Origin of the sequence: Streptococcus sp. 3167 (assembly GCF_013277175.1) — a bacterium.
Classification (GTDB): domain Bacteria; phylum Bacillota; class Bacilli; order Lactobacillales; family Streptococcaceae; genus Streptococcus; species Streptococcus pseudopneumoniae.
Window position 1 is genome coordinate 27,336 of sequence record NZ_VMML01000007.1, and the last position, 20,287, is coordinate 47,622.

Below are 20,287 nucleotides of genomic sequence, written 5' to 3' on the forward strand. Positions count from 1 at the left end.
ACGAAGTCAGTAACCATATCTACGGCAAGGCAAAGCTGACGTGGTTTGAAGAGATTTTCGAAGAGTATTAACTTTGAGATTGTAGCTGGAGAGGCTGTACCTGCAATATGTGTCTGTCAAGTTTAGTGACGTAGATAGTAGAATAAAGATGAGAAGGCATAGAGAGAAGATAAATCAGCCTCAGCAGGTATCTGGAAAATTTGATTCTATAGAGAAGACTTTTGTTACAAACTCAATATACTATCAATAAATAATATCATAGAAGCAACAATAATTAAAATTTCACCTATTTGCATCATTCTATTTCGAACTTTAAATATATGTTCTATCAAAAATACTTGGATCACACACATTATAGGAATGAAAGTTTTTGAAATTGAAAAATATCCCAATAAATAAACTATAAACAACAAAAATAGAACTATGTTATATTTCTTATTCAAAACATTCCTCCCTATATATTTTTGATTACCAATCTTAATCATTTACAACTACATTCTAACAAACTATAAAAGCGTTTGTCGAATTGAATTTATCAAGCAAGCGACCAACTAGCTCATCTTTTTTCTATTTCTGCCAATATGCGTGACAGGTAGTAATGATAGCCAAAAATAGCAAGAGCAAGCAAGAGGATAAGAACTCCTACTCCCAAGCTGATGGCAAGGACAGGGACGAGAGACCGAACCAAGAATAAGCTCCCTATTACAAGGGCCATTAAGATTGCACTATAAATAAAAATCAAAACTATTGCTACTATACGATTTGAACGGTTTACCAGGTCCGTAATGCTACTCCAATTGGTTGACAGATTTTTCACGTCCTTAAAGTAATTGTGGCAAGAAAGGATGACACTGGCAAGGATCCATGCCACAAGGAGGTAAATCATCGAAAGGATGGGCAAGCCTAGATATAGAGAAAGTCCAAATAAAGTCAGAACTGGTAAAAAGGACTGGACAGCAAATATAATCCAAAATTTCACTTTCACATAACAAGCAAAATCAAAGGGTAAACTCTTAAGAAAATCAACATTTTCTCTCTCCAAGGACAAGGCAATTGAATGTAGGCTGGTGATATTGTTATTGACAACTGCTATAAACACTCCTACAAAAAACAAGGGTAACCAGTATGGAGGATGAATGTCTGGAACTATCTGAGAATCTCGGATTTTGGAAATCAGACCGATCATCATGAGATAAGGAAGGAAAGCACTTGTAAAAAGCACTGTAATCACGCCAGTCCCCTGTCCCAAGAGGGTGAGGTGGTAGCGTAAAACCATACGGAAAAATCCCTTTTTAGTAGTTGAAATTCTCTCCTTACTGCGACGTTCTTTCTTGACCTTCTCCTCACTGTTAAGCAGAATCACGTCATAAAAACGAGGAAAAACCTTCTTTTTGCTCAAGTAAAGCACGAAGACAGTTAGTCCTATCCAAGCGAGCAGACCCAGGATGGCTTCTGTCGAAAAAGGCTCCACTGCTATTTTGTAAAAGAGATGAATAGGATAAAGGAGAAATGGAATGTCTCTAACTTTGTCAACAATACGTCCAGAAGTCGACTGTAGAAAGAAGACATATATTAAAGGTATGAGAACTCCTATCCCAATCATCACATTCGAAAAAATAGACTGATACTTTCTGAAGACCCTAGTCTGAGCCAAGAAATGTACTGCCACTACCATCACTAAAGTAACAGAGACAAATAATAGGGTCAAGGACAGTAGCATCAAAGGCAAACCCAGCCATAGAGAAGGAGCTAGCCTAATATAGAGGACTAGAAAATAAGCTAGGATTGGTACAATTCCAGTTAGAGCTGGCAAGAGAACAGACAGTCCTTTAGCAATTATAATCTCTGATTCTTTAAAGGCATAGGGCCTATACGATGCCAAGTCCTTACTCTCATAAAAGACATTGTAAAATGCAGTGAAAGAAGTTGAAAAGGCAAGCACCAGTAAAATAGCAACCATGCTACTAAAAAAACTTGGTATTTCCTCAAAAGGAAAATGAATGGCTATATTTATAAACATGATGAGCATCAAGAGACTGGAAAAAATGTAAGAACTTAGGACTCTAGCGGAAACATTTACTTTTTTTCCAGGATTTTTAGCTTGCTTCTTTCGTAGGTTAGCCAGATTAGCTTCTTGAGATGAATAGAGGATATTGATATCAACTAATTTTTTAATGACCTTGAGACGCATCTGAAACCTCCTCTTTTCTACCAGCAAGGCTAAGATAGATACTTTCTAAAGACTGGTCTGGATGGTCTTTTCTCAAGTCCTCTACGCTACCACAATAAATCAAATGTCCCTTTTTCAAAATGGCAATCCGATCACAGACTTGCTCAGCTACCTCTAGGACATGAGTTGAAAACAAGACCGTCTTGCCTTTTTGTACATGTTCCTTCATCATTTGCTTCAAATCAAAGGCAGCCTGGGGATCCAAACCAGTCAAGGGTTCGTCCAAAACCCAAATATCAGGATCAGACAAAAGTGCCCCGATGACAAAGACTTTCTGACGCATTCCGTGAGAAAGGGTTTCAATAACCTGATAGCGATTTTCAGCAAAATCAAAAACGTTCAATAGCCTAGCTAGATTAGCCTCCAAGTCAGAGCTAGTCAGACCATAGGATGAAGCAATCAATTCCCAAAATTCATTGGCCGTTAAACGTAAAAATAAGTCAGGCGAGTCTGCTACGTAGCCAATCTTTCGTTTAATAGCCAAGCGATTTTCCGATAACTCCTGACCATCTACCAAAATACGACCACTGCTGGGCGAAATGATACTGACTAGGGATTTTATGGTGGTCGATTTCCCAGCACCATTATGGCCAATCAAGCCCATAATCTCCCCATTTTCAATCTGCAAATTGAGATTGCTCAAAGCCTCTTTATCACCATACAACTTACTAACATTTTGAAATTCAATCATGGGATGACTCCTATCTTTATCTATATCACATACTATTATACTAGCACTTTGATACAAAAAAAATCAACACTTTATTTTAAGTAGATACAATAGTTTCCTTCTATTCTTACGCAAACGTTTGCGCCAAGAGATACTTTATGATAGAATAAAGAACAAGATTGACAAGTAAGAGGAAACATCATGCAAAATCAAACACTCATGCAATACTTTGAATGGTATCTGCCCCACGACGGTCAGCACTGGACGCGTCTGGCTGAAGATGCTCCACACCTAGCTGATCTCGGTATCAGCCATGTCTGGATGCCACCAGCTTTCAAGGCTACCAATGAAAAAGATGTCGGCTATGGGGTCTATGACTTATTCGACTTAGGAGAGTTTAACCAAAAAGGAACTGTCCGCACCAAGTATGGTTTTAAAGAAGACTATCTTCAAGCTATTCAAGCTCTAAAAGCACAGGGAATTCAACCTATGGCTGATGTAGTTCTCAACCACAAGGCTGCTGCCGATCACAGGGAAGCCTTTCAGGTTATTGAGGTGGATCCTGTTGACCGTACAGTCGAACTCGGAGAACCCTTCATCATCAACGGCTGGACTAGCTTTACCTTCGATGGTCGCCAAGATACCTATAATGACTTCCACTGGCACTGGTACCACTTCACCGGTACAGACTATGATGCCAAACGCCGAAAGTCTGGGATTTATCTGATTCAAGGGGATAACAAGGGCTGGGCTAACGAGGAATTGGTCGATAACGAAAACGGTAACTACGACTACCTCATGTATGCTGATCTAGACTTTAAACATCCTGAAGTCATCCAAAATATCTATGACTGGGCTGACTGGTTCATGGAGACGACTGGTGTAGCTGGTTTCCGCTTGGATGCCGTTAAGCACATTGATTCTTTCTTTATGCGCAATTTTATCCGTGATATAAAGGAAAAATACGGTGACGATTTCTACGTTTTTGGTGAATTTTGGAACCCAGACAAGGAAGCCAACCTAGACTATCTTGAAAAAACGGAAGAACGATTCGATCTTGTCGATGTTCGTCTCCACCAGAATCTCTTTGATGCTAGTCGAGCAGGTTCCAACTACGATCTTCGTAGCATTTTCACAGATAGCTTGGTTGAACTCAAACCTGACAAGGCTGTGACTTTTGTCGACAACCACGATACACAACGAGGTCAGGCTCTTGAGTCTACCGTTGAAGAATGGTTCAAACCAGCAGCCTATGCCCTCATTCTGTTACGCCAAAATGGCCTTCCATGTGTCTTTTACGGCGACTACTATGGGATTTCAGGGCAATATGCTCAACAAGATTTCAAAGAAGTCCTTGACCGTCTCCTAGCCATCCGAAAAGATTTGGCCTATGGAGAGCAAACAGACTACTTTGATGACGCAAACTGTATCGGTTGGGTACGTTCAGGTGCTGAACATCAATCCCCAATCGCAGTCCTTATCTCAAATAACCAAGAAAACAGCAAGTCAATGTTTGTCGGCCAAGAATGGGCTAACCAAACTTTCATAGACTTACTTGGAAACCACCAAAGTCATGTTACAATCGATGAGGAAGGTTATGGACAATTCCCAGTCTCAGCTAGATCCGTAAGTGTCTGGGCAGTCAATACCATCTAATAGTTCATAATAACCAAGCCAGGTCCAATCGGATTTGGCTTTTTTGCATTCACAAAAAGACCTACCCAAATGGATAGATCTTTACTCAATTACAATTTACCTGCTACTGCATCCAACAATTCTTGGATTTTAGCTTGGTTGCTTCCTCCTGCCATGGCCATGTCTGGTTTACCACCACCACGTCCATCAACGATTGGTGCTAATTCTTTGACAAGGTTTCCTGCATGAAGGTCTTTTGTCTTGCTTGCTACAAGGACATTGACTTTATCACCAATAGCGGCAACTAGGACAAGAAGATCAGAGTAGTCTTTTTGTTTCCAGTTATCTGCAAAAGTACGAAGGGCACCAGCATCAGATACAGACACTTGACTAGCAATGTAACGGTGACCGTTGACTTCCTTAACATCCTTGAAGATGTCGCCTGCGGCTGCAGCTGCGGCCTTTTCTTTCAATTCAGCATTTTCTTTTTGCAATTGACGAAGTTGTTCTTGAAGTCCTTCTACCTTGTGAGGTACTTCTTTAAGTTGAGGTGCTTTAAGAGTTGCTGCGACTGCTTTAAGAGCATCTTCTTGTTCACGGTAGGCTTCAAAGGCTTCCTTACCAGTCACTGCCAAGATACGGCGAGTTCCTGATCCAATCCCTTCTTCTTTGACAATCTTGAAGAGGCCAATTTCAGAAGTGTTGCCAACGTGGGTACCACCACAAAGCTCGATAGAGTAGTCACCGATAGTAACAACACGGACTTCTTTACCGTATTTCTCACCAAAGAGGGCCATAGCTCCCATTTCTTTGGCAGTGTCAATATCCGTTTCAACTGTCTTCACTTCAAGAGCTTCCCAGATTTTCTCGTTGACTTGCTGTTCAATCGCGCGCAATTCTTCAGCAGTCACTGCTTGGAAGTGGGTAAAGTCAAAGCGAAGGAATTCAACTTCGTTAAGAGATCCTGCTTGTGTCGCGTGGTTTCCAAGGATATTGTGAAGGGCAGCGTGAAGCAAGTGAGTCGCAGTGTGGTTTTTCATGACACGGTGACGGCGATTGCTATCAATTGCCAAGGTATATTCTTGGTTCAAGGCAAGCGGTGCAAGGACTTCAACTGTATGAAGGGCTTGACCATTTGGGGCTTTCTGAACATTGGTCACAGTAGCCACAACCTTACCTGACTCATCCAAGATTTGTCCGTGGTCAGCTACCTGTCCACCCATTTCAGCATAAAATGACGTTTCCGCAAAGATAAGAGAGGCAGTTCCTTCTGAAACAGCTTCTACTTCTGCATTGTCCGCCACGATAGCTACCAATTTAGAAGACAATTGGCTAGCATTGTAGTTGAAGACACTTTCTACAGTGATGTTTTGAAGGGTTTCATTTTGCATACCCATTGAGCCACCCTTGACAGCTGACGCACGCGCGCGTTCTTGCTGTTCTTTCATGGCTGCTTCAAAACCTTCACGGTCTACAGTCATACCAGCTTCTTCAGCGATTTCCTCAGTCAATTCAACTGGGAACCCATAAGTATCATAGAGTTTGAAGACATCTGAACCAGCGATAACAGTTTGACCTTTTTCTTTCAAGTCTGCTACAATGCCTTGGGCAAAGTGTTGACCTGAGTGAAGGGTACGGGCAAATGATTCTTCTTCGCTCTTAACGATTTTCTCAATAAAGTCACGTTTCTCAAGCACTTCTGGGTAGTAGCTTTCCATGATTTTTCCAACAGTTGGAACGAGTTTGTAAAGGAAAGGCTCGTTGATACCCAATTTTTGACCATGCATAGAAGCACGACGAAGAAGACGACGAAGGACATAACCACGACCTTCATTTCCTGGAAGGGCACCATCACCGATGGCAAATGAAAGTGAACGGATGTGGTCAGCGATGACTTTAAAGCTCATGTTGTCACCATCTGGATCATAGACCTTACCAGATAATTTCTCCACTTCACGAATGATCGGCATGAAGAGGTCCGTTTCAAAGTTTGTCTTAGCCCCTTGGATAACCGCCACCAAACGCTCCAAACCAGCGCCCGTATCAATGTTCTTGTGTGGCAATTCCTTGTACTCACTACGAGGAACAGCAGGGTCTGCGTTAAATTGTGACAATACGATGTTCCAGATTTCGATATAACGGTCGTTTTCGATATCTTCTGCAAGGAGACGAATACCGATATTTTCTGGGTCAAAGGCTTCCCCACGGTCAAAGAAGATTTCTGTATCTGGTCCAGAAGGTCCCGCACCGATTTCCCAGAAGTTGTCCTCAATTGGAATCAAGTGACTTGGATCCACTCCCACTTCAATCCAGCGGTTGTAAGAATCTTTATCGTCTGGATAGTAGGTCATGTAAAGTTTTTCAGCAGGGAAATCAAACCATTCAGGGCTTGTCAAAAGCTCATAAGCCCAAGTGATAGCTTCGTCACGGAAGTAATCCCCGATAGAGAAGTTCCCCAACATTTCAAACATGGTATGGTGACGCGCAGTCTTCCCTACGTTTTCGATGTCGTTGGTACGGATAGCCTTTTGGGCATTGGTAATACGTGGATTTTCAGGGATAATGGTCCCGTCAAAGTATTTCTTAAGGGTTGCTACCCCAGAGTTGATCCACAAAAGAGTTGGGTCATTTACAGGAACCAAACTTACTGATGGTTCTACTGAGTGACCTTTGGTCGCCCAGAAATCAAGCCACATTTGGCGTACTTGTGCACTAGATAGTTGTTTCATATTGTCTCCTTATTCACTTGTTTAATGTGATTGGCTTTCCAGCATTTCCACATAGTCAATCGCGACACAGAGGGAAATGACTAGGTCTGCATAAGCGTCTTCAAGAACCGTTACGGTATAGGTAGAGGTCAGATGGAAGAGTTCCTTCTTAATTTCCGCAATCAACTGATCGCGATCATCCAGCAATTTGAAATTCAAATCCCAGATATTGCCCTCGATACGAAGACCTAGATTATCAAACTCATACTTATCTCGCCAGAAGGTCAACTTCTTACGAATGACAAAACTCGAGCCATCCCGAAGCTGAATCTCAAAACGAGGAAGCAAGGTCAAGATTTCTTTACTAATCTCACTGACTTGTTCACCAGCCGCATCATAGATGGTAAAGGTTTTAGGAATCTTAAAAAATGATCCCTCCACCTGATAGGCAATTTCTCCCCTGTCATCCTTGATAGCGAAGCGTTCGCCTCCAAGACGAAACTTTTGTTTGACAAGAAATGTTTTCATCAACACCTCCAAAAATCAAAAGACAAGCTCATATCACGAAGGGCGAAAAACCGCGGTACCACCTTCATTCAATGAACTTGTCATTCTCTTGTTCTTATGCAATTGTATGATTGAGTAGCATGACTTCCTAGCTTAGATGGCTCGCAGCACCGCCATTTCTCTGGACTAAGACAAGTGAAAATCAATTCTCAACTTTCTTATTATAACGTTTTTTTAAGTCTACGTCAACTGGAAATCATTCCCATTTAAGAAACCCCATTCCCTACATCTTCGATTACTTTTTCAGAATATATTTTTTCTTACTGCTATCACTCTTTTTATCCCAACTTTTATTCCAAGTTTTCGAATGTTTCATAATAAAAGACACCAAATTATTTAGTTTTGGTGTCTTTTATCTGCTCTCTAAATATTTTAAAGTTATTTATTTCTTAATATTTTTTACTATTAAAAAAATGATGATTAGAAAGAGAGTTATAGTAAGAGCGACTGTCATCAAACCAAACATTCCCATTTTACTTCACCAGTGTAACTAGATAGTCTGCGTCGAGCTCTGCTCGAAGAGCTCCGTCCCAACTTGGGCCGTTAATCCAAGGAACACTGAGTTGAAATGTGAAATATGCTGTTGCTCTCCTATTACTTTCATGCACTAAATTTGCGGAGTTTGTGCCTACTAGATGGAAATACCATAAATCATATGCGCTGGTAATGTTACGAGTATCTATTGTGATATAGAAGCCACAGTTAAATATCCCGCGTCTGTAACTTATATGATAAGTTCCGTTACTAGCTTTTTCACTACCAACTTGTGCCCATCTAAAACTGGTTCGAGGTCTGTCAGCAACCTTTGTAACGGTAATTACATTTTCTTCCCCAGAATTATCTGTAAATACTTGTGTAGCAGAATCCCCAACTTTCATTACTAAAGATGTTCTTGTTTCATAACTACCGTTATTGTCAATATTTTCATCTGCCTTTGTAGTTGAAAATGTTGTTAAAAACAATAAACTAGCAACTGCTGTTAAGAAAATCATAAAATTCTTTTTCATGATTTATTCCTCCTATCTTTTTTAAAAGCATAGAATATTTAGAGAGTTTCTTGTGTTTGTGTTTACGCTTACATTATACCATAAAATATTGTTATTGCAAAGAAAAAGAGTTAAAAAAACGAACCAGCGTGACTGATCCGTTTTCATACATCCTACTTCCGATACATTTTAAATTGTAGGAAGAGGTCGCTATATTTCCCTGTCCATTTATGGTCAAATTTCTCATAAATTTCTAGGTGTTTCATGGTTTCAACATCGGGATAGAAGGCCTTATCTTCCTTTGTTTCCTCTGGGAGCAGTTCCTTAGCTGGTAGGTTTGGTGTTGAATAGCCGACATACTCTGCATTTTTGAGGGCATTTTCGGGTTTCAACATAAAGTTGATAAAGGCATAGGCTGCGTCTTGGTTTTTGACTGTTTTGGGAATGACCATATTGTCAAACCAAAGGTTGCTAGCCTCAGTCGGTACCACATAGCGTAGATTTTCGTTTTTTTCTAGCATTTGGCTAGCTTCCCCAGAGAAGGTCACACCGATAGCAGCGTTGTTCTGAATCATGTAGCCCTTCATCTCGTCGGCAACGATAGCCTTGATATTGGGAGTCAGTTTGTAGAGCTTATCCACTGTCTCTTCCAACTGCTGGGGATCCTTGGAGTTGAGGCTGTAGCCGAGGGAATTGAGCCCTAGACCCAGCACTTCACGCGCCCCATCAAAGAGCATGATAGAGTTCTTATACTCTGGCTTCCAGAGGTCATCCCAATGCTCAGGCGCTTCCTCTACCATGGTTTCATTGTAGACAATTCCCAAGGTTCCCCAGAAATAAGGAATGGAGAATTTATTGCCTGGGTCAAAGGACTGGTTGAGGAACTCTGGTCCGATATTTTCAAGACCTTCAAGTTTTGAATAGTCAAGCGGTACCAAGAGGTCTTCGTCCTTCATCTTGTTGATCATGTATTCACTAGGAATGGCAATATCATAAGTCGTTCCACCCTGCTTGATCTTGGTATACATGGCTTCATTGGAGTCAAAAGTCTCGTACTGGACTTGGATTCCTGTTTCTTCTGTGAATTGCTCCAAGAGTTCTGGATCGATATAGTCTCCCCAGTTGTAGATAACCAGTTTTTGACTATCTCGGCTATTGATTTTACTGTCTAGATGCGTCGCAATTCCCCATAAGACGAGGATAATGGCTACGATTCCTGCTAAAAATGAATAGAGTTTTTTCATGCTTGCTCCTCCTTCTCGCGTGAGATAAAGTAATATCCAACCACTAGGATAATACTAAAGAGAAAGACAAGGGCAGAAAGGGCATTGATTTCTAGGGAAATCCCCTTGCGAGCACGAGAATAAATCTCGACTGACAGGGTTGAAAAGCCATTTCCCGTTACGAAGAAGGTCACGGCAAAGTCATCCAGCGAATAGGTAAAGGCCATGAAATAACCTGCAATGATAGACGGAGTCAGATAAGGAAGCATAATTTCCTTGAACATCTGAAATTGACTGGCACCAAGGTCATAGGCCGCATGAATCATGTCACCGTTCATTTCCTTGAGACGAGGCAAGACCATCAAGACCACGATAGGAATGGAGAAGGCTACGTGACTAGATAGAACGGTCAAAAAGCCAAGTGAAAACTTGAGTTGGGTAAAGAGAATCAAGAAGCTGGCACCAATCATAACATCAGGCGCAACCATGAGGATATTATTGAGTGATAGAAAGGCTTCTTGGTATTTCTTACGAGACTGGTAAATGTAAATAGCTCCAAAAGTCCCGATAATGGTCGCTATCAAGGCTGACAGAAAGGCCAAGAAAAAGGTCTGGGTCACAATTAACATAAGACGACCATCACCAAACATGGTTTTAAAATGGCTCAAGCTAAAGCCTGTAAAGCTATTCATGTCATTGCCTGCGTTAAAGGCATACCCAATCAGGTAAAAAATCGGCAGGTAGAGGACAAGAAAGACCAGTCCCAGATAAAGGTTGGCAAATTTTTTCATCGTTCTCTCCTTTCCTTGGTCACCCACATGGTGATGAACATGGTCAAGATGAGAATCACACCGATGGTAGAACCCATACCGTAGTTGTCATTGGTTAGGAAATTCTGCTCAATGGCTGTCCCCAAGGTGATAACGCGGTTCCCACCAATCAAACGGGTCAGCATGAAGAGACTCAAGCTGGGGATAAAGACAGATTGGACCCCACTTCTCACTCCGTTCATCGATAGAGGGAAGATGACATGGCGGAAGGTCTCCCACTTGGTCGCACCTAGGTCATAGCTGGCATTGATCAGATTATTGTCCATATCATCCAAAACATTGAAGATTGGCAAAATCATAAATGGAAGCTCGATGTAGCTTGCGACAAAGATAAAGGAGAAATCGGTAAAGAGCAACTGTTGTGAACCGATTCCGATAAATTCCAAGAATTGGTTAATAGAGCCATTTTGACCAAAAATCCCGATAAAGGCATAAGCTTTAAGGAGCAAATTGATCCAAGTAGGCAAGATAATCAGCATGAGCCAGAGTTGACGGTGCTTGAGACGGGTCAAAAATAGGGCTGTTGGATAACTGATAAGCAAGGTTACAAAGGTCACAATTCCTGCATAAAGCACGGAGTTAAAGCTCATTTTGAGGTAGGTCAAGTTTTGTGACGCAAAGTAAGATCTATAGTTTTCTAAACTAACCTGGCCTTCAATGTTGAAAAAGGATTGTCCGAAAATCAAGACCAAGGGTGCCAAGACAAAGAGTGCAATCCAGAGCATGTAGGGCACTACAAAGAGTTTAGAGCTTGTTTTCTTCATCTCTTTCCTCCTCGATTGCATTGATCAGACCTGCTTCTTGCTCTTCAATTTCCACGTATTCTTCGATACGAGCATCGAACTCTTCTTCGGTTTCGTTGAGACGCATGATGTGGATGTCTTCTGGTTCAAAGTTCAGACCGATTTCCTCACCCTCGATGGCCTTACGGGTTGAGTGGATCATCCATTCATTTCCAAGTTCGTCATAGGCGATAATTTCATAGTGCACCCCACGGAAGAGCTGGGTATCGACCTTAACTTGGAGCTTGCCTTCTTCAGGAAGGGTAATACGCAAGTCCTCTGGACGAATGACAACCTCGACAGGCTCATTTGGCTTCATCCCACCATCGACCGCTTCAAAGCGTTTGCCGTTAAACTCAACCAAGTAGTCCTCAATCATGGTTCCTGGCAAGATATTTGACTCACCGATAAAGGTGGCAACAAAATGGTTGATTGGCTCATCGTAGATATCCACAGGAGTTCCAGACTGGACAATCTCGCCATCATTCATGACGAAAATCCAGTCACTCATGGCCAGCGCTTCTTCCTGATCGTGAGTAACAAAGACAAAGGTAATGCCCAATCGTTGTTGCAATTCACGGAGCTCGTACTGCATGTCTGTCCGCAATTTCAAGTCCAGAGCTGACAGAGGCTCGTCCAACAAAACCACACGGGGTTGGTTGATGATAGCACGGGCAATGGCTACACGCTGACGTTGTCCTCCAGAGAGTTTACGGATGGAACGTTTTTCATAACCTTCCAACTGAACCATCTTGAGAACTTCCGCTACGCGTTTCTCGATTTCTTTCTTGTCAATCTTGCGCAAGCGGAGCGGAAAGGCAACATTTTCAAACACATTCATATGTGGAAACAAGGCATAGGATTGGAAGACCGTATGGACGTCTCGCTTGTTGATTGGGATGTCATTGATGCGGACACCGTCCAGTAAAATATCTCCTGTCGTCGCATCCAGTAAACCTGCAATGATGTTTAGGATAGTTGATTTCCCTGAACCAGATGCGCCTAGAAGGGTATAGAATTTCCCTTCTTCCAACTCAAAGTTGATGTCTTTGAGAACCTTGGTGTTGCTGTCTTCAAAAACTTTAGAGACGTTTTTGAATTCAATAATTGGTTTTTTCAATTGTCATTTATTCCTTCTTTTTCATAGATTAACAGATCAGGGCTCTGTCAGGCCGCCACTACCTCGTGTAGGAGATTGAACTGCCTACATTCTTCTGCACTAACGATAGGCTTTCACCCCCTTTCCATGACATAGCAGCAGCTTTTCAACTACAGCTTCCTACTTGCTTTCACCTAAAATACGGACTTCTCTCTCAAGAGTGACGCCAGAGTGTTCCTTTACTTTTTCGATAACAGACTCAATCAAGTCTTCGTAGTCTTTAGCCGTTCCGTCAGCAACATTAATCATAAAACCTGCGTGTTTTTCAGACACTTCAACACCACCGATACGATAGCCTTTCAAGCCAGCTTCTGAAATTAATTGACCTGCAAAATGCCCGACTGGACGCTTAAAGACCGAGCCACAAGATGGATATTCTAAAGGTTGCTTGAGTTCACGTAGGTGCGTCAAGCGGTCCATTTCCTGCTTGATAACCTGATGGGTTCCTGGGGCTAGGGCAAATTTAGCTGACAAGACAACTGCACCAGACTCTTGAATGGCTGAGTGGCGGTAACCAAAAGCCAAATCTTTAGCAGACAGGGTCTCTATTTCTCCATCCTTGGTCAAGACCTTACAAGACTGCAAGATGTGAGCAATCTCGCCACCATAGGCACCCGCATTCATAAAGACAGCACCACCGACGCTTCCTGGAATGCCACAAGCAAACTCAAAGCCAGTCAAACTATGACGAAGGGCAATGCGAGTTGTTTCAATCAAGTTAGCACCAGCTTCAGCTTCGATGGTATAGCCATCAACGGAAACATTATTGAGCTTGTCGCACAAGATGACAAATCCACGAATTCCACCATCACGAACGATGATATTGCTGGCATTGCCAAAAACCATCCAAGGAATATTTTCTTGATTGGCAAATTTTACAAGGCGCGCCAACTCAAAACGATTTCGTGGAAAGACCAAATAATCGGCCTCTCCACCTACTTTTGTATAACTATAGCTATGCAAGGGTTCCTTAAAACGGATATCAATTCCTTCTAAGATTTCAAGCATTTTTTCTCTTACAGACATGTCACTCTTCCTTTTACAAAATTCATTCCATTATACCATTTTTAAGACCATTTGACGACCCTAAAAAAATCTTAGGCTTATTTTAAACAAAAAAAGAGGTTTCCCCTCTTTTTATGATTTTTTGCAAAAGATAGCCTTGGTTCCATAGGTAACCAGAACGAGCTCAAGTGCTAGGACAACTTCCACCAAGACTGGATTTGTCAACCAGCCAACTTGGACTAGAGATGGTGCTAGGTCAAAGAAGGCATGTAGGCCATAGGCTGCTAGGAGATAAATCCATTTCTTCTGGCGAACAGCTTGGTAAACCCAAACAGTCAAGAGTAATTGGAAACCTAGCGCCAAGATTCGCTCAAAACCAAGCAAATAAATCTGCCAGACTGATAGCGACTGAATAGTTTTCAACATATTTTCAGACAGTAATTGCATGACCTGTGGATCCTGCGTTTGAACTGCTGAGAGAACGAAGTAGAGATTAAGCAAACTAGTAAGACCTAGGAAAATCAACTCCAAGCCACCATGCCCTAACCCATAGGCCAAGGCGTCTGCCTTTTCCAAACTTCTCTTTTTCTCCAACCATTTGAAGAAAATAAGACGAGCAGTTTCCTCAAAAAATGCTGCCATGGCTAAGCCATAGATGATATAGACAAGCGGATGGTCTTGCAAGAGGGCAATACTACCGTCTTTTTGAGGATGCAAAACCAAGATATGCACCAGTTTTTCCAAAATCTGTGAAGAGACAAAGAAGGCTACAGCTCCCAAGCCCAAAACAGCTAGATTAATCTGGTATTTCTTTTTGGCATACCAAACGCTCCCTAGCAAGAAAGCCAGCAACAGCACCATGGTAATGATAATATGAATGATCATTTTCTTCTCCTATTCTGCCTTTTCAATATCTTTTTTCATCTCGTCAACATTGAACTTAGCAAACAAGTATTGACGGTCTTGGACTGGGAAACGTTGGTCCAACTGGTCAATAGCTCCCACCTCAATAATGCCTTCCTTGATAACAAAGTCCATAACATGCCCACCGAAGGTCAAATCATCTGAGATAAAATGTAGATGATATCCTGCCAAACTGACCCCATTGAAAATCTCTGGCGTCCAGAAACCAACGATGGTTCCTGCCACATTGTCACGACTATATTCAGGTTGATGGGTTGCGACATCAGCAAACTTGGTATCTGGTGCCGACTTAGGAATCATGCGCACATGCATATGTGAAAATTCCCCACGAATCTTGATAGAGCGGAAAAGATTTTCCCCGTCATAATAAGACTCAATCCGTTCTTCCAATTCCTTGTCTGTCATCTCAAAGCGCTGGCGGAAAATGACCTCTGCCTGATGTGGTACTACTGCTGCGTAAGGAATAAGGGCATCTGGTAATACTTCTACAATTTCCGGTTGCTCTCCTGAGCCTTTGGCTTGATAAGCCTTGCCATCCAAGACAATCAATTCCCCATCAATGGAATCCAAGGTTCCCAAACCAAGGTCTCCATGCTCTAGCAATTCTCCTACTGTCATGGTCCCACCATAAAGGCCAGCCATCAAGGCTCCAAGGGTATTGTATTGAAATAATTTCACTGGTTCCTGCACGTTCTTATCCATTCTCTTTCTTGTTTGTTATTCTATAAATGTTACTCCTAAGTATACCACATTTAGCTTTATATGTGAACGAGAGAAACACCTTAGACATTGCCAAGAAAGAAAAAAAGGGTACAATGTAACAAAATCAAGGGAGGTCTGGAATGAAGAAACAAAGCAAGTACCAAGAGGTCGTAGCTTATCTGAAAAATGCATCGAGTCTGGACGCTTTCCGACGGGTAGCCTGAGATTTTGACAGAAACAAAACTTGAACTGGCACAACAACCCCTAAGGAACACACTTCCCTAGGGGCCTTTTTTTATTTAACTAAATCATTATTTATTTTTTGTTCCTAGCAAACATAAATATTGTATTAATAATTGCAAAAATAAATGCAAACAAAAGGATTTTCCAAAGGATAAATTTTTGTAACACTAAATATGCATATACAAATCCAATCAAAAAGCTAATAATCCCATCTTTTATTAAAAAGTTTTTATCACGCATTATTCCAGACCACACTGAACTGCCCAAATAGCCAACTGACCAGCAATGATATAAATATTTGTTTTAAGTCCATTAGCTTTAACAAATCTTAGTACCACTTTAGCTAATTCTAACCAAGCCTTTTTCTGCGCATACTTAACAATTAGCGAAACATTGGTCATAGCAAAAAATTCTTCTCGTATTTTTCTCGCTATACATCCTCCCATCTCATCCCAAGGGACTCTGTCATAGAGATTATTAATATTAGTTTCTAATTTATTTTCCGCAAGAGCAATATCTTTTTGAGAAAAGTTTTTATAAACATATTCAGTAAAATTTTTTTCATTAACTCCATTTCTAAACATTTGATCAAGAACATTAGCTACATCATCTATTTATTTTTGTTCTTGGGTACTAATTTCAGAAACTTCCGTAGTAGTTACATCATCAGCAAATACTCTAACAGAAACTATAGAAGGAGACATAATAGAAAATAGTGATAATACAACAAGAGCTGAAGTTACAGTTTTTTTAAATTTCATAAAAAACACTCCTTCAAGTCACAAATATATATTACTGATAAAATAACTTGATTTTCTGATTTAAAACTCCTTTCTAACAAGTCATTCGTATACTTTTATTTTTCAATTCTATTATACCACAACTAGAAAACGGTTTCAAGTTTTTTCCTAAAAATATGTGCAAGTAATACGGGGAAATTAGCATGAAAACTTTTTAAAACAAACCAACCCCAGATAAAAATACATATTTTGTTTTAAAGAGAAAAAAGTTCCGAAAAACTGTCACATCTGCATTTGGTTGCTCTTTGATTTCAAAAAAAGTATTAAAGATGGGAATATACCACATTTGCTCTTAGATGTGAACGAGAGAAACACCCTAGACATTGCCAAGAAGGAAAAAAAAGGGTACAATGTAACAAAATCAAGGGAGGTCTGGAATGAAGAAACAAAGCAAGTACCAAGAGGTCGTTTCCTATCTGAAAAATGGTATCGAGTCTGGACGCTTTCCGACGGGAAGTCGCCTGCCTTCTATCCGTCAACTAAGCCTTGACTTTCACTGTAGCAAGGACACCGTTCAGCGCGCCCTGCTGGAATTACGGTACGAACAATACCTCTATGCCAAGCCCCAGAGTGGCTACTATGTCCTAGAACAAGGGCAACACCAAGACCTCGAAATCGAGGTTACGGATGAACACGCCAGCGCCTATGACGATTTCCGACTCTGTGTCAATGAAACTTTGATTGGCCGGGAAAACTACCTCTTCAACTACTATGAAAATCAAGAAGGTTTAGAAGACTTAAGACAATCCATTCACCAACTCCTCTTTGACCAAGCCCTCTACTGCAAGGCTGACCAACTGGTACTGACTTCTGGAACCCAACAAGCCTTGTTTATCCTTTCTCAAATTTCCTTCCCTAGCCAAGCCAAGGAAATCTTGATGGAACAACCGACCTACCATCGAATGAATCGCCTCTTGATTGCTCAGGGTCTGGACTATCAAACGATTGAACGAGGCATTGATGGGATTGACTTGAAGGAACTGGAAGGCCACTTCAAAACAGGAAAAATTAAGTTTTTCTATACCATTCCTCGATTTCACTATCCTCTAGGCCATTCCTATTCTGAGCAGGACAAACGAGCTATTCTTGACTTAGCAGCCAAGTATGATGTCTATATCGTAGAGGACGATTATCTGGGTGATTTGGACTCCAAGAAGGGCCAAACCTTCCACTATCTTGATACAGAGGAGCGTGTCATTTATATCAAGTCCTTCTCGACCAGCCTCTTTCCAGCCCTTCGTATTACAGCACTCATTCTTCCAAATGCTATCAAAGAAGCATTTGTGGCCTACAAAAATATCCTAGACTACGACAGCAACCTCATCATGCAAAAGGCCTTATCACTCTATATCGATAGTCAATTGTTTGAGAAAAATCGTCTGACTCGCTTGAATAATCAAGAAACTTACCAAAAACAAATCAAGGAAAGACTAGCTTACAGCCCCTGTCCTCTTCCTCATTTTCCTCTTCACGATGGTTTATTGCTAGACCTGAGACAGTATCCTAAAATCGCCAATCTCAAACACAGTCAACTAGGCTTGGACTTCTTTGAAGAGGCCTATTTAAGCACCTGTCCTTATCAATTTGCCAAGGTGTCCCTAGACAATCTGGAAAAGGTTTTAAACTATTTAAAAGCAGAATTGGAATGACATCCAACTCTGCTTTTTCTTATTCTTCAACTTCAGTTAGACTTGCTGCTTTTTCAAGATAGCTTTGGTAAATTCCTTCATCCTTGAGTTTTTGGATGACCTTGTCTACCACTTCTCTCAAATCATCACTATTTTTTCTAAGAGCAACGGCATTGGCGTCGCCGTCCTTCATCTTCAAGCTGACAATTGCGACAGCTAAGTCAGCGTTTTTAGCAGCATAACTAAGTGCAACAGGCTCATCCATATGAACAGCATCTACTTTTCCAACCTGCAATTCATTGACTGCTTCACCCATATTAGTTAGGGAAGTTAATTGAGCTTTTGGCAATTGTTCCTTGACCATTGATTCTGGAACAGTCCCTTTTTGAGCCGCAATATTAGCACTTTCAAGGCTAGTTAAATCCTTGTATTTTTCTACATCAGCCTTACGAACCAAGAAACTAATCTTGTTTTCATAGTAAGAGATTGAAAAATCAAAGACTTCTTTTCTCTCGTCAGTAGCGCTAATTCCCGCAACTGCCAGGTCAGCCTTACCTGTTTGAAGACTGGTCAAAACATTGTCAAAACTCATGCTTGAGATTTCCAACTTAACCCCAAGTTCATCAGCGATAGCCTGAGCCATGTCGATGTCTGCACCGACTACCTGGTTCTTTCCATCAACCAATGATTGAAATTCAAAGGGTGCATAGTCAGGACTTGTCGCCACAACCAATTTCCCCTTTTGCTTAATGGCCTCAACAGCTGACTGAGAACCATTAGAACCTGACTGGCAAGCTACTAAGAAGAAACTTGCAAGAAAATTACATAAAACAAATATCCATTTTTTTGATTTCATAAATAAACAACCCCTCTGTTAATTTTGTATAATTATAACGATATCTAAGTTGCTTGTCAAGTGTTTTCTTGCATTTTCATAAAATATATTTACTAAAAAATAGAAATACAGTGGTTAGTTTATCTATCTATTGGGAACTTATTTTCAAAAAAATCATTTATCATATCTTGATGCTGCTGGTTTACAATTGCAATATTTTGTATGTCACTATGATCAAAAAATCCTAATTCTAAAGTTTCATCACTTGTAAAAAAATTTGTAGAGATAGAAGTTTCAGATGAAACTAAATACAAGATTGTAAGAACTTGAGCCTCATCACCATTCGGATAACTGTCTGAATATTTTGTATAAACATTTAAGAGTTTTTCCACCCTCACTTCGACTCCTGTTTCTTCATAAAACTCTCGCACTAAAGCTTCTAAAGCCGATTCTCCTAATTCAAGAGCACCACCTGGTAATCCCCACGTTCCTTTATCTGCTCGTTTTTGTAATAAAATTTTTCCTGATTGACTTAATATTCCACAGGTAAAATTTAAAATAATTTTATCTTTTCCAACTTTTTTTCTGATATTCTGTATGTAGTTCATTATTCACCTCTGACAAAGTAAACTATCTATACAATGAAAGCTTACTGTATTAAAAAGTAAGCTTTCACAATAATTTTATCCTTTGAATACTTTATAATTCGACAATCTTACCTGTTTCAAAGTAAACAACCCATTCACAGATATTTTTAGCATAGTCACCGATACGCTCCAAGTAGGAAATAACTTGGAAATAATCACGACCCGTAACAATGGCTTCTGGATTTTTCTTAATCTCTTCAGTCGCAAGGTCACGGATAGTTTCAAAATAGTGGTTAATTTGCTCATCCATGGAGGCTACCCGGTATGCGTCGTCAACAGAACCATTAAGATAAAGATCAAGTGCTGCTTCAACAACGCTTTTAACTTCACGTCCCATTTTTTGAATTTCTTCCTCTACAGCTGGAATGCGCTCTTCCCCCTTCATACGGATGGTTGCCTGGGCAATGGCTACAGCGTGATCCCCCATACGCTCCACATCTGATACAGCCTTAAGGACAGTCAAGACTGTACGCAAATCTTGAGAGACTGGTTGTTGGAGTGCGATCATTTCAAATGATTTCTTTTCCAGTTTCACTTCGTATTCATTTACTTCTGCATCATCTTCGATGACCTCTTTTGCCAGGTCACGGTCATGCGTGACAAAAGCACGTACCGTACGATTGATTTGTGAGAGCACTTCTTGTCCCATAGCGTAGAACTGGTTATGTAATTTCTCTAAATCTTCTTCAAATTGAGATCGTAACATCTTTCAT

20 protein-coding genes are annotated in these 20,287 nt (G+C 40.8%); 2 read left to right on the forward strand and 18 right to left on the reverse strand.

From position 1 onward, the window contains the following. Positions 1–224: 224 nt before the first annotated feature. The 3 genes from HT678_RS11860 to HT678_RS01025 form a co-directional block, all read right to left on the reverse strand. Positions 225–485 carry a hypothetical protein gene (locus tag HT678_RS11860; protein WP_000590367.1) on the reverse strand — a complete coding sequence of 87 codons (261 nt, stop codon included), beginning with the start codon at positions 483–485 and terminating at the stop codon, positions 225–227. A gap of 71 nt (positions 486–556) precedes the next feature. Next, positions 557–2,191: a hypothetical protein gene (locus HT678_RS01020; protein ID WP_001237593.1), complete on the reverse strand. Its 1,635-nt coding sequence runs from the start codon at positions 2,189–2,191 to the stop codon at positions 557–559. Next, on the reverse strand, positions 2,172–2,921 hold the full coding sequence (locus HT678_RS01025) for an ABC transporter ATP-binding protein (RefSeq protein WP_000569210.1): 750 nt from the start codon (positions 2,919–2,921) through the stop codon (positions 2,172–2,174). Before HT678_RS01025 ends, HT678_RS01020 begins: the two co-directional genes overlap by 20 nt. A gap of 180 nt (positions 2,922–3,101) precedes the next feature. Here HT678_RS01025 and HT678_RS01030 point away from each other — a divergent pair, with 180 nt between their 5' ends. Next, positions 3,102–4,556: an alpha-amylase gene (locus HT678_RS01030; RefSeq protein WP_001181039.1), complete on the forward strand. Its 1,455-nt coding sequence runs from the start codon at positions 3,102–3,104 to the stop codon at positions 4,554–4,556. Between the two features lie 89 nt (positions 4,557–4,645). Here HT678_RS01030 and alaS read toward each other — a convergent pair whose 3' ends face one another. The 12 genes from alaS to HT678_RS11255 form a co-directional block, all read right to left on the reverse strand. Beyond that, complete coding sequence (alaS, locus tag HT678_RS01035) at positions 4,646–7,264, reverse strand: alanine--tRNA ligase (RefSeq protein ID WP_172924518.1); 2,619 nt, start codon at positions 7,262–7,264, stop codon at positions 4,646–4,648. A 21-nt stretch (positions 7,265–7,285) separates the two neighbouring features. Beyond that, positions 7,286–7,771: an LURP-one-related/scramblase family protein gene (locus HT678_RS01040; RefSeq protein WP_000847054.1), complete on the reverse strand. Its 486-nt coding sequence runs from the start codon at positions 7,769–7,771 to the stop codon at positions 7,286–7,288. A 512-nt stretch (positions 7,772–8,283) separates the two neighbouring features. Further along, positions 8,284–8,817: a DUF5626 family protein gene (locus HT678_RS01045; RefSeq protein WP_023939050.1), complete on the reverse strand. Its 534-nt coding sequence runs from the start codon at positions 8,815–8,817 to the stop codon at positions 8,284–8,286. Positions 8,818–8,969: 152 nt separating this feature from the next. Then, positions 8,970–10,040 carry an ABC transporter substrate-binding protein gene (locus HT678_RS01050; RefSeq protein WP_023939049.1) on the reverse strand — a complete coding sequence of 357 codons (1,071 nt, stop codon included), beginning with the start codon at positions 10,038–10,040 and terminating at the stop codon, positions 8,970–8,972. Next, positions 10,037–10,810, reverse strand: coding sequence for an ABC transporter permease subunit (locus HT678_RS01055; protein WP_000712740.1), 774 nt, complete (start codon positions 10,808–10,810; stop codon positions 10,037–10,039). The genes HT678_RS01050 and HT678_RS01055 overlap by 4 nt, the downstream gene beginning before the upstream one ends. Then, positions 10,807–11,613, reverse strand: coding sequence for an ABC transporter permease (locus HT678_RS01060; RefSeq protein WP_031222549.1), 807 nt, complete (start codon positions 11,611–11,613; stop codon positions 10,807–10,809). The genes HT678_RS01055 and HT678_RS01060 overlap by 4 nt, the downstream gene beginning before the upstream one ends. After that, positions 11,594–12,751, reverse strand: coding sequence for an ABC transporter ATP-binding protein (locus HT678_RS01065; protein ID WP_172924519.1), 1,158 nt, complete (start codon positions 12,749–12,751; stop codon positions 11,594–11,596). Before HT678_RS01065 ends, HT678_RS01060 begins: the two co-directional genes overlap by 20 nt. A gap of 159 nt (positions 12,752–12,910) precedes the next feature. Next, positions 12,911–13,816 carry a UDP-N-acetylmuramate dehydrogenase gene (gene murB / locus HT678_RS01070; RefSeq protein ID WP_023936081.1) on the reverse strand — a complete coding sequence of 302 codons (906 nt, stop codon included), beginning with the start codon at positions 13,814–13,816 and terminating at the stop codon, positions 12,911–12,913. Between the two features lie 111 nt (positions 13,817–13,927). Beyond that, complete coding sequence (locus HT678_RS01075; RefSeq protein WP_050971541.1) at positions 13,928–14,680, reverse strand: YhfC family glutamic-type intramembrane protease; 753 nt, start codon at positions 14,678–14,680, stop codon at positions 13,928–13,930. Positions 14,681–14,689: 9 nt separating this feature from the next. Next, positions 14,690–15,421 carry an acetolactate decarboxylase gene (budA, locus tag HT678_RS01080; RefSeq protein ID WP_023932776.1) on the reverse strand — a complete coding sequence of 244 codons (732 nt, stop codon included), beginning with the start codon at positions 15,419–15,421 and terminating at the stop codon, positions 14,690–14,692. Between the two features lie 482 nt (positions 15,422–15,903). After that, positions 15,904–16,248 carry a hypothetical protein gene (locus tag HT678_RS01085; RefSeq protein ID WP_000489503.1) on the reverse strand — a complete coding sequence of 115 codons (345 nt, stop codon included), beginning with the start codon at positions 16,246–16,248 and terminating at the stop codon, positions 15,904–15,906. A gap of 30 nt (positions 16,249–16,278) precedes the next feature. Beyond that, on the reverse strand, positions 16,279–16,425 hold the full coding sequence (locus HT678_RS11255; protein WP_000669513.1) for a hypothetical protein: 147 nt from the start codon (positions 16,423–16,425) through the stop codon (positions 16,279–16,281). 416 nt (positions 16,426–16,841) lie between these two features. Between HT678_RS11255 and HT678_RS01090 the strand changes: the two genes are divergently transcribed. Beyond that, positions 16,842–18,113, forward strand: a complete 1,272-nt coding sequence (locus HT678_RS01090) for a PLP-dependent aminotransferase family protein (protein ID WP_000744853.1) — start codon at positions 16,842–16,844, stop codon at positions 18,111–18,113. A 19-nt stretch (positions 18,114–18,132) separates the two neighbouring features. Here HT678_RS01090 and HT678_RS01095 read toward each other — a convergent pair whose 3' ends face one another. The 3 genes from HT678_RS01095 to phoU form a co-directional block, all read right to left on the reverse strand. Then, on the reverse strand, positions 18,133–18,948 hold the full coding sequence (locus HT678_RS01095; protein WP_023939045.1) for an ABC transporter substrate-binding protein: 816 nt from the start codon (positions 18,946–18,948) through the stop codon (positions 18,133–18,135). 119 nt (positions 18,949–19,067) lie between these two features. Continuing rightward, positions 19,068–19,535, reverse strand: a complete 468-nt coding sequence (locus HT678_RS01100) for an NUDIX domain-containing protein (protein ID WP_001106783.1) — start codon at positions 19,533–19,535, stop codon at positions 19,068–19,070. Positions 19,536–19,626: 91 nt separating this feature from the next. Further along, on the reverse strand, positions 19,627–20,280 hold the full coding sequence (phoU, locus tag HT678_RS01105) for a phosphate signaling complex protein PhoU (protein WP_000946465.1): 654 nt from the start codon (positions 20,278–20,280) through the stop codon (positions 19,627–19,629). Positions 20,281–20,287: the final 7 nt, after the last annotated feature.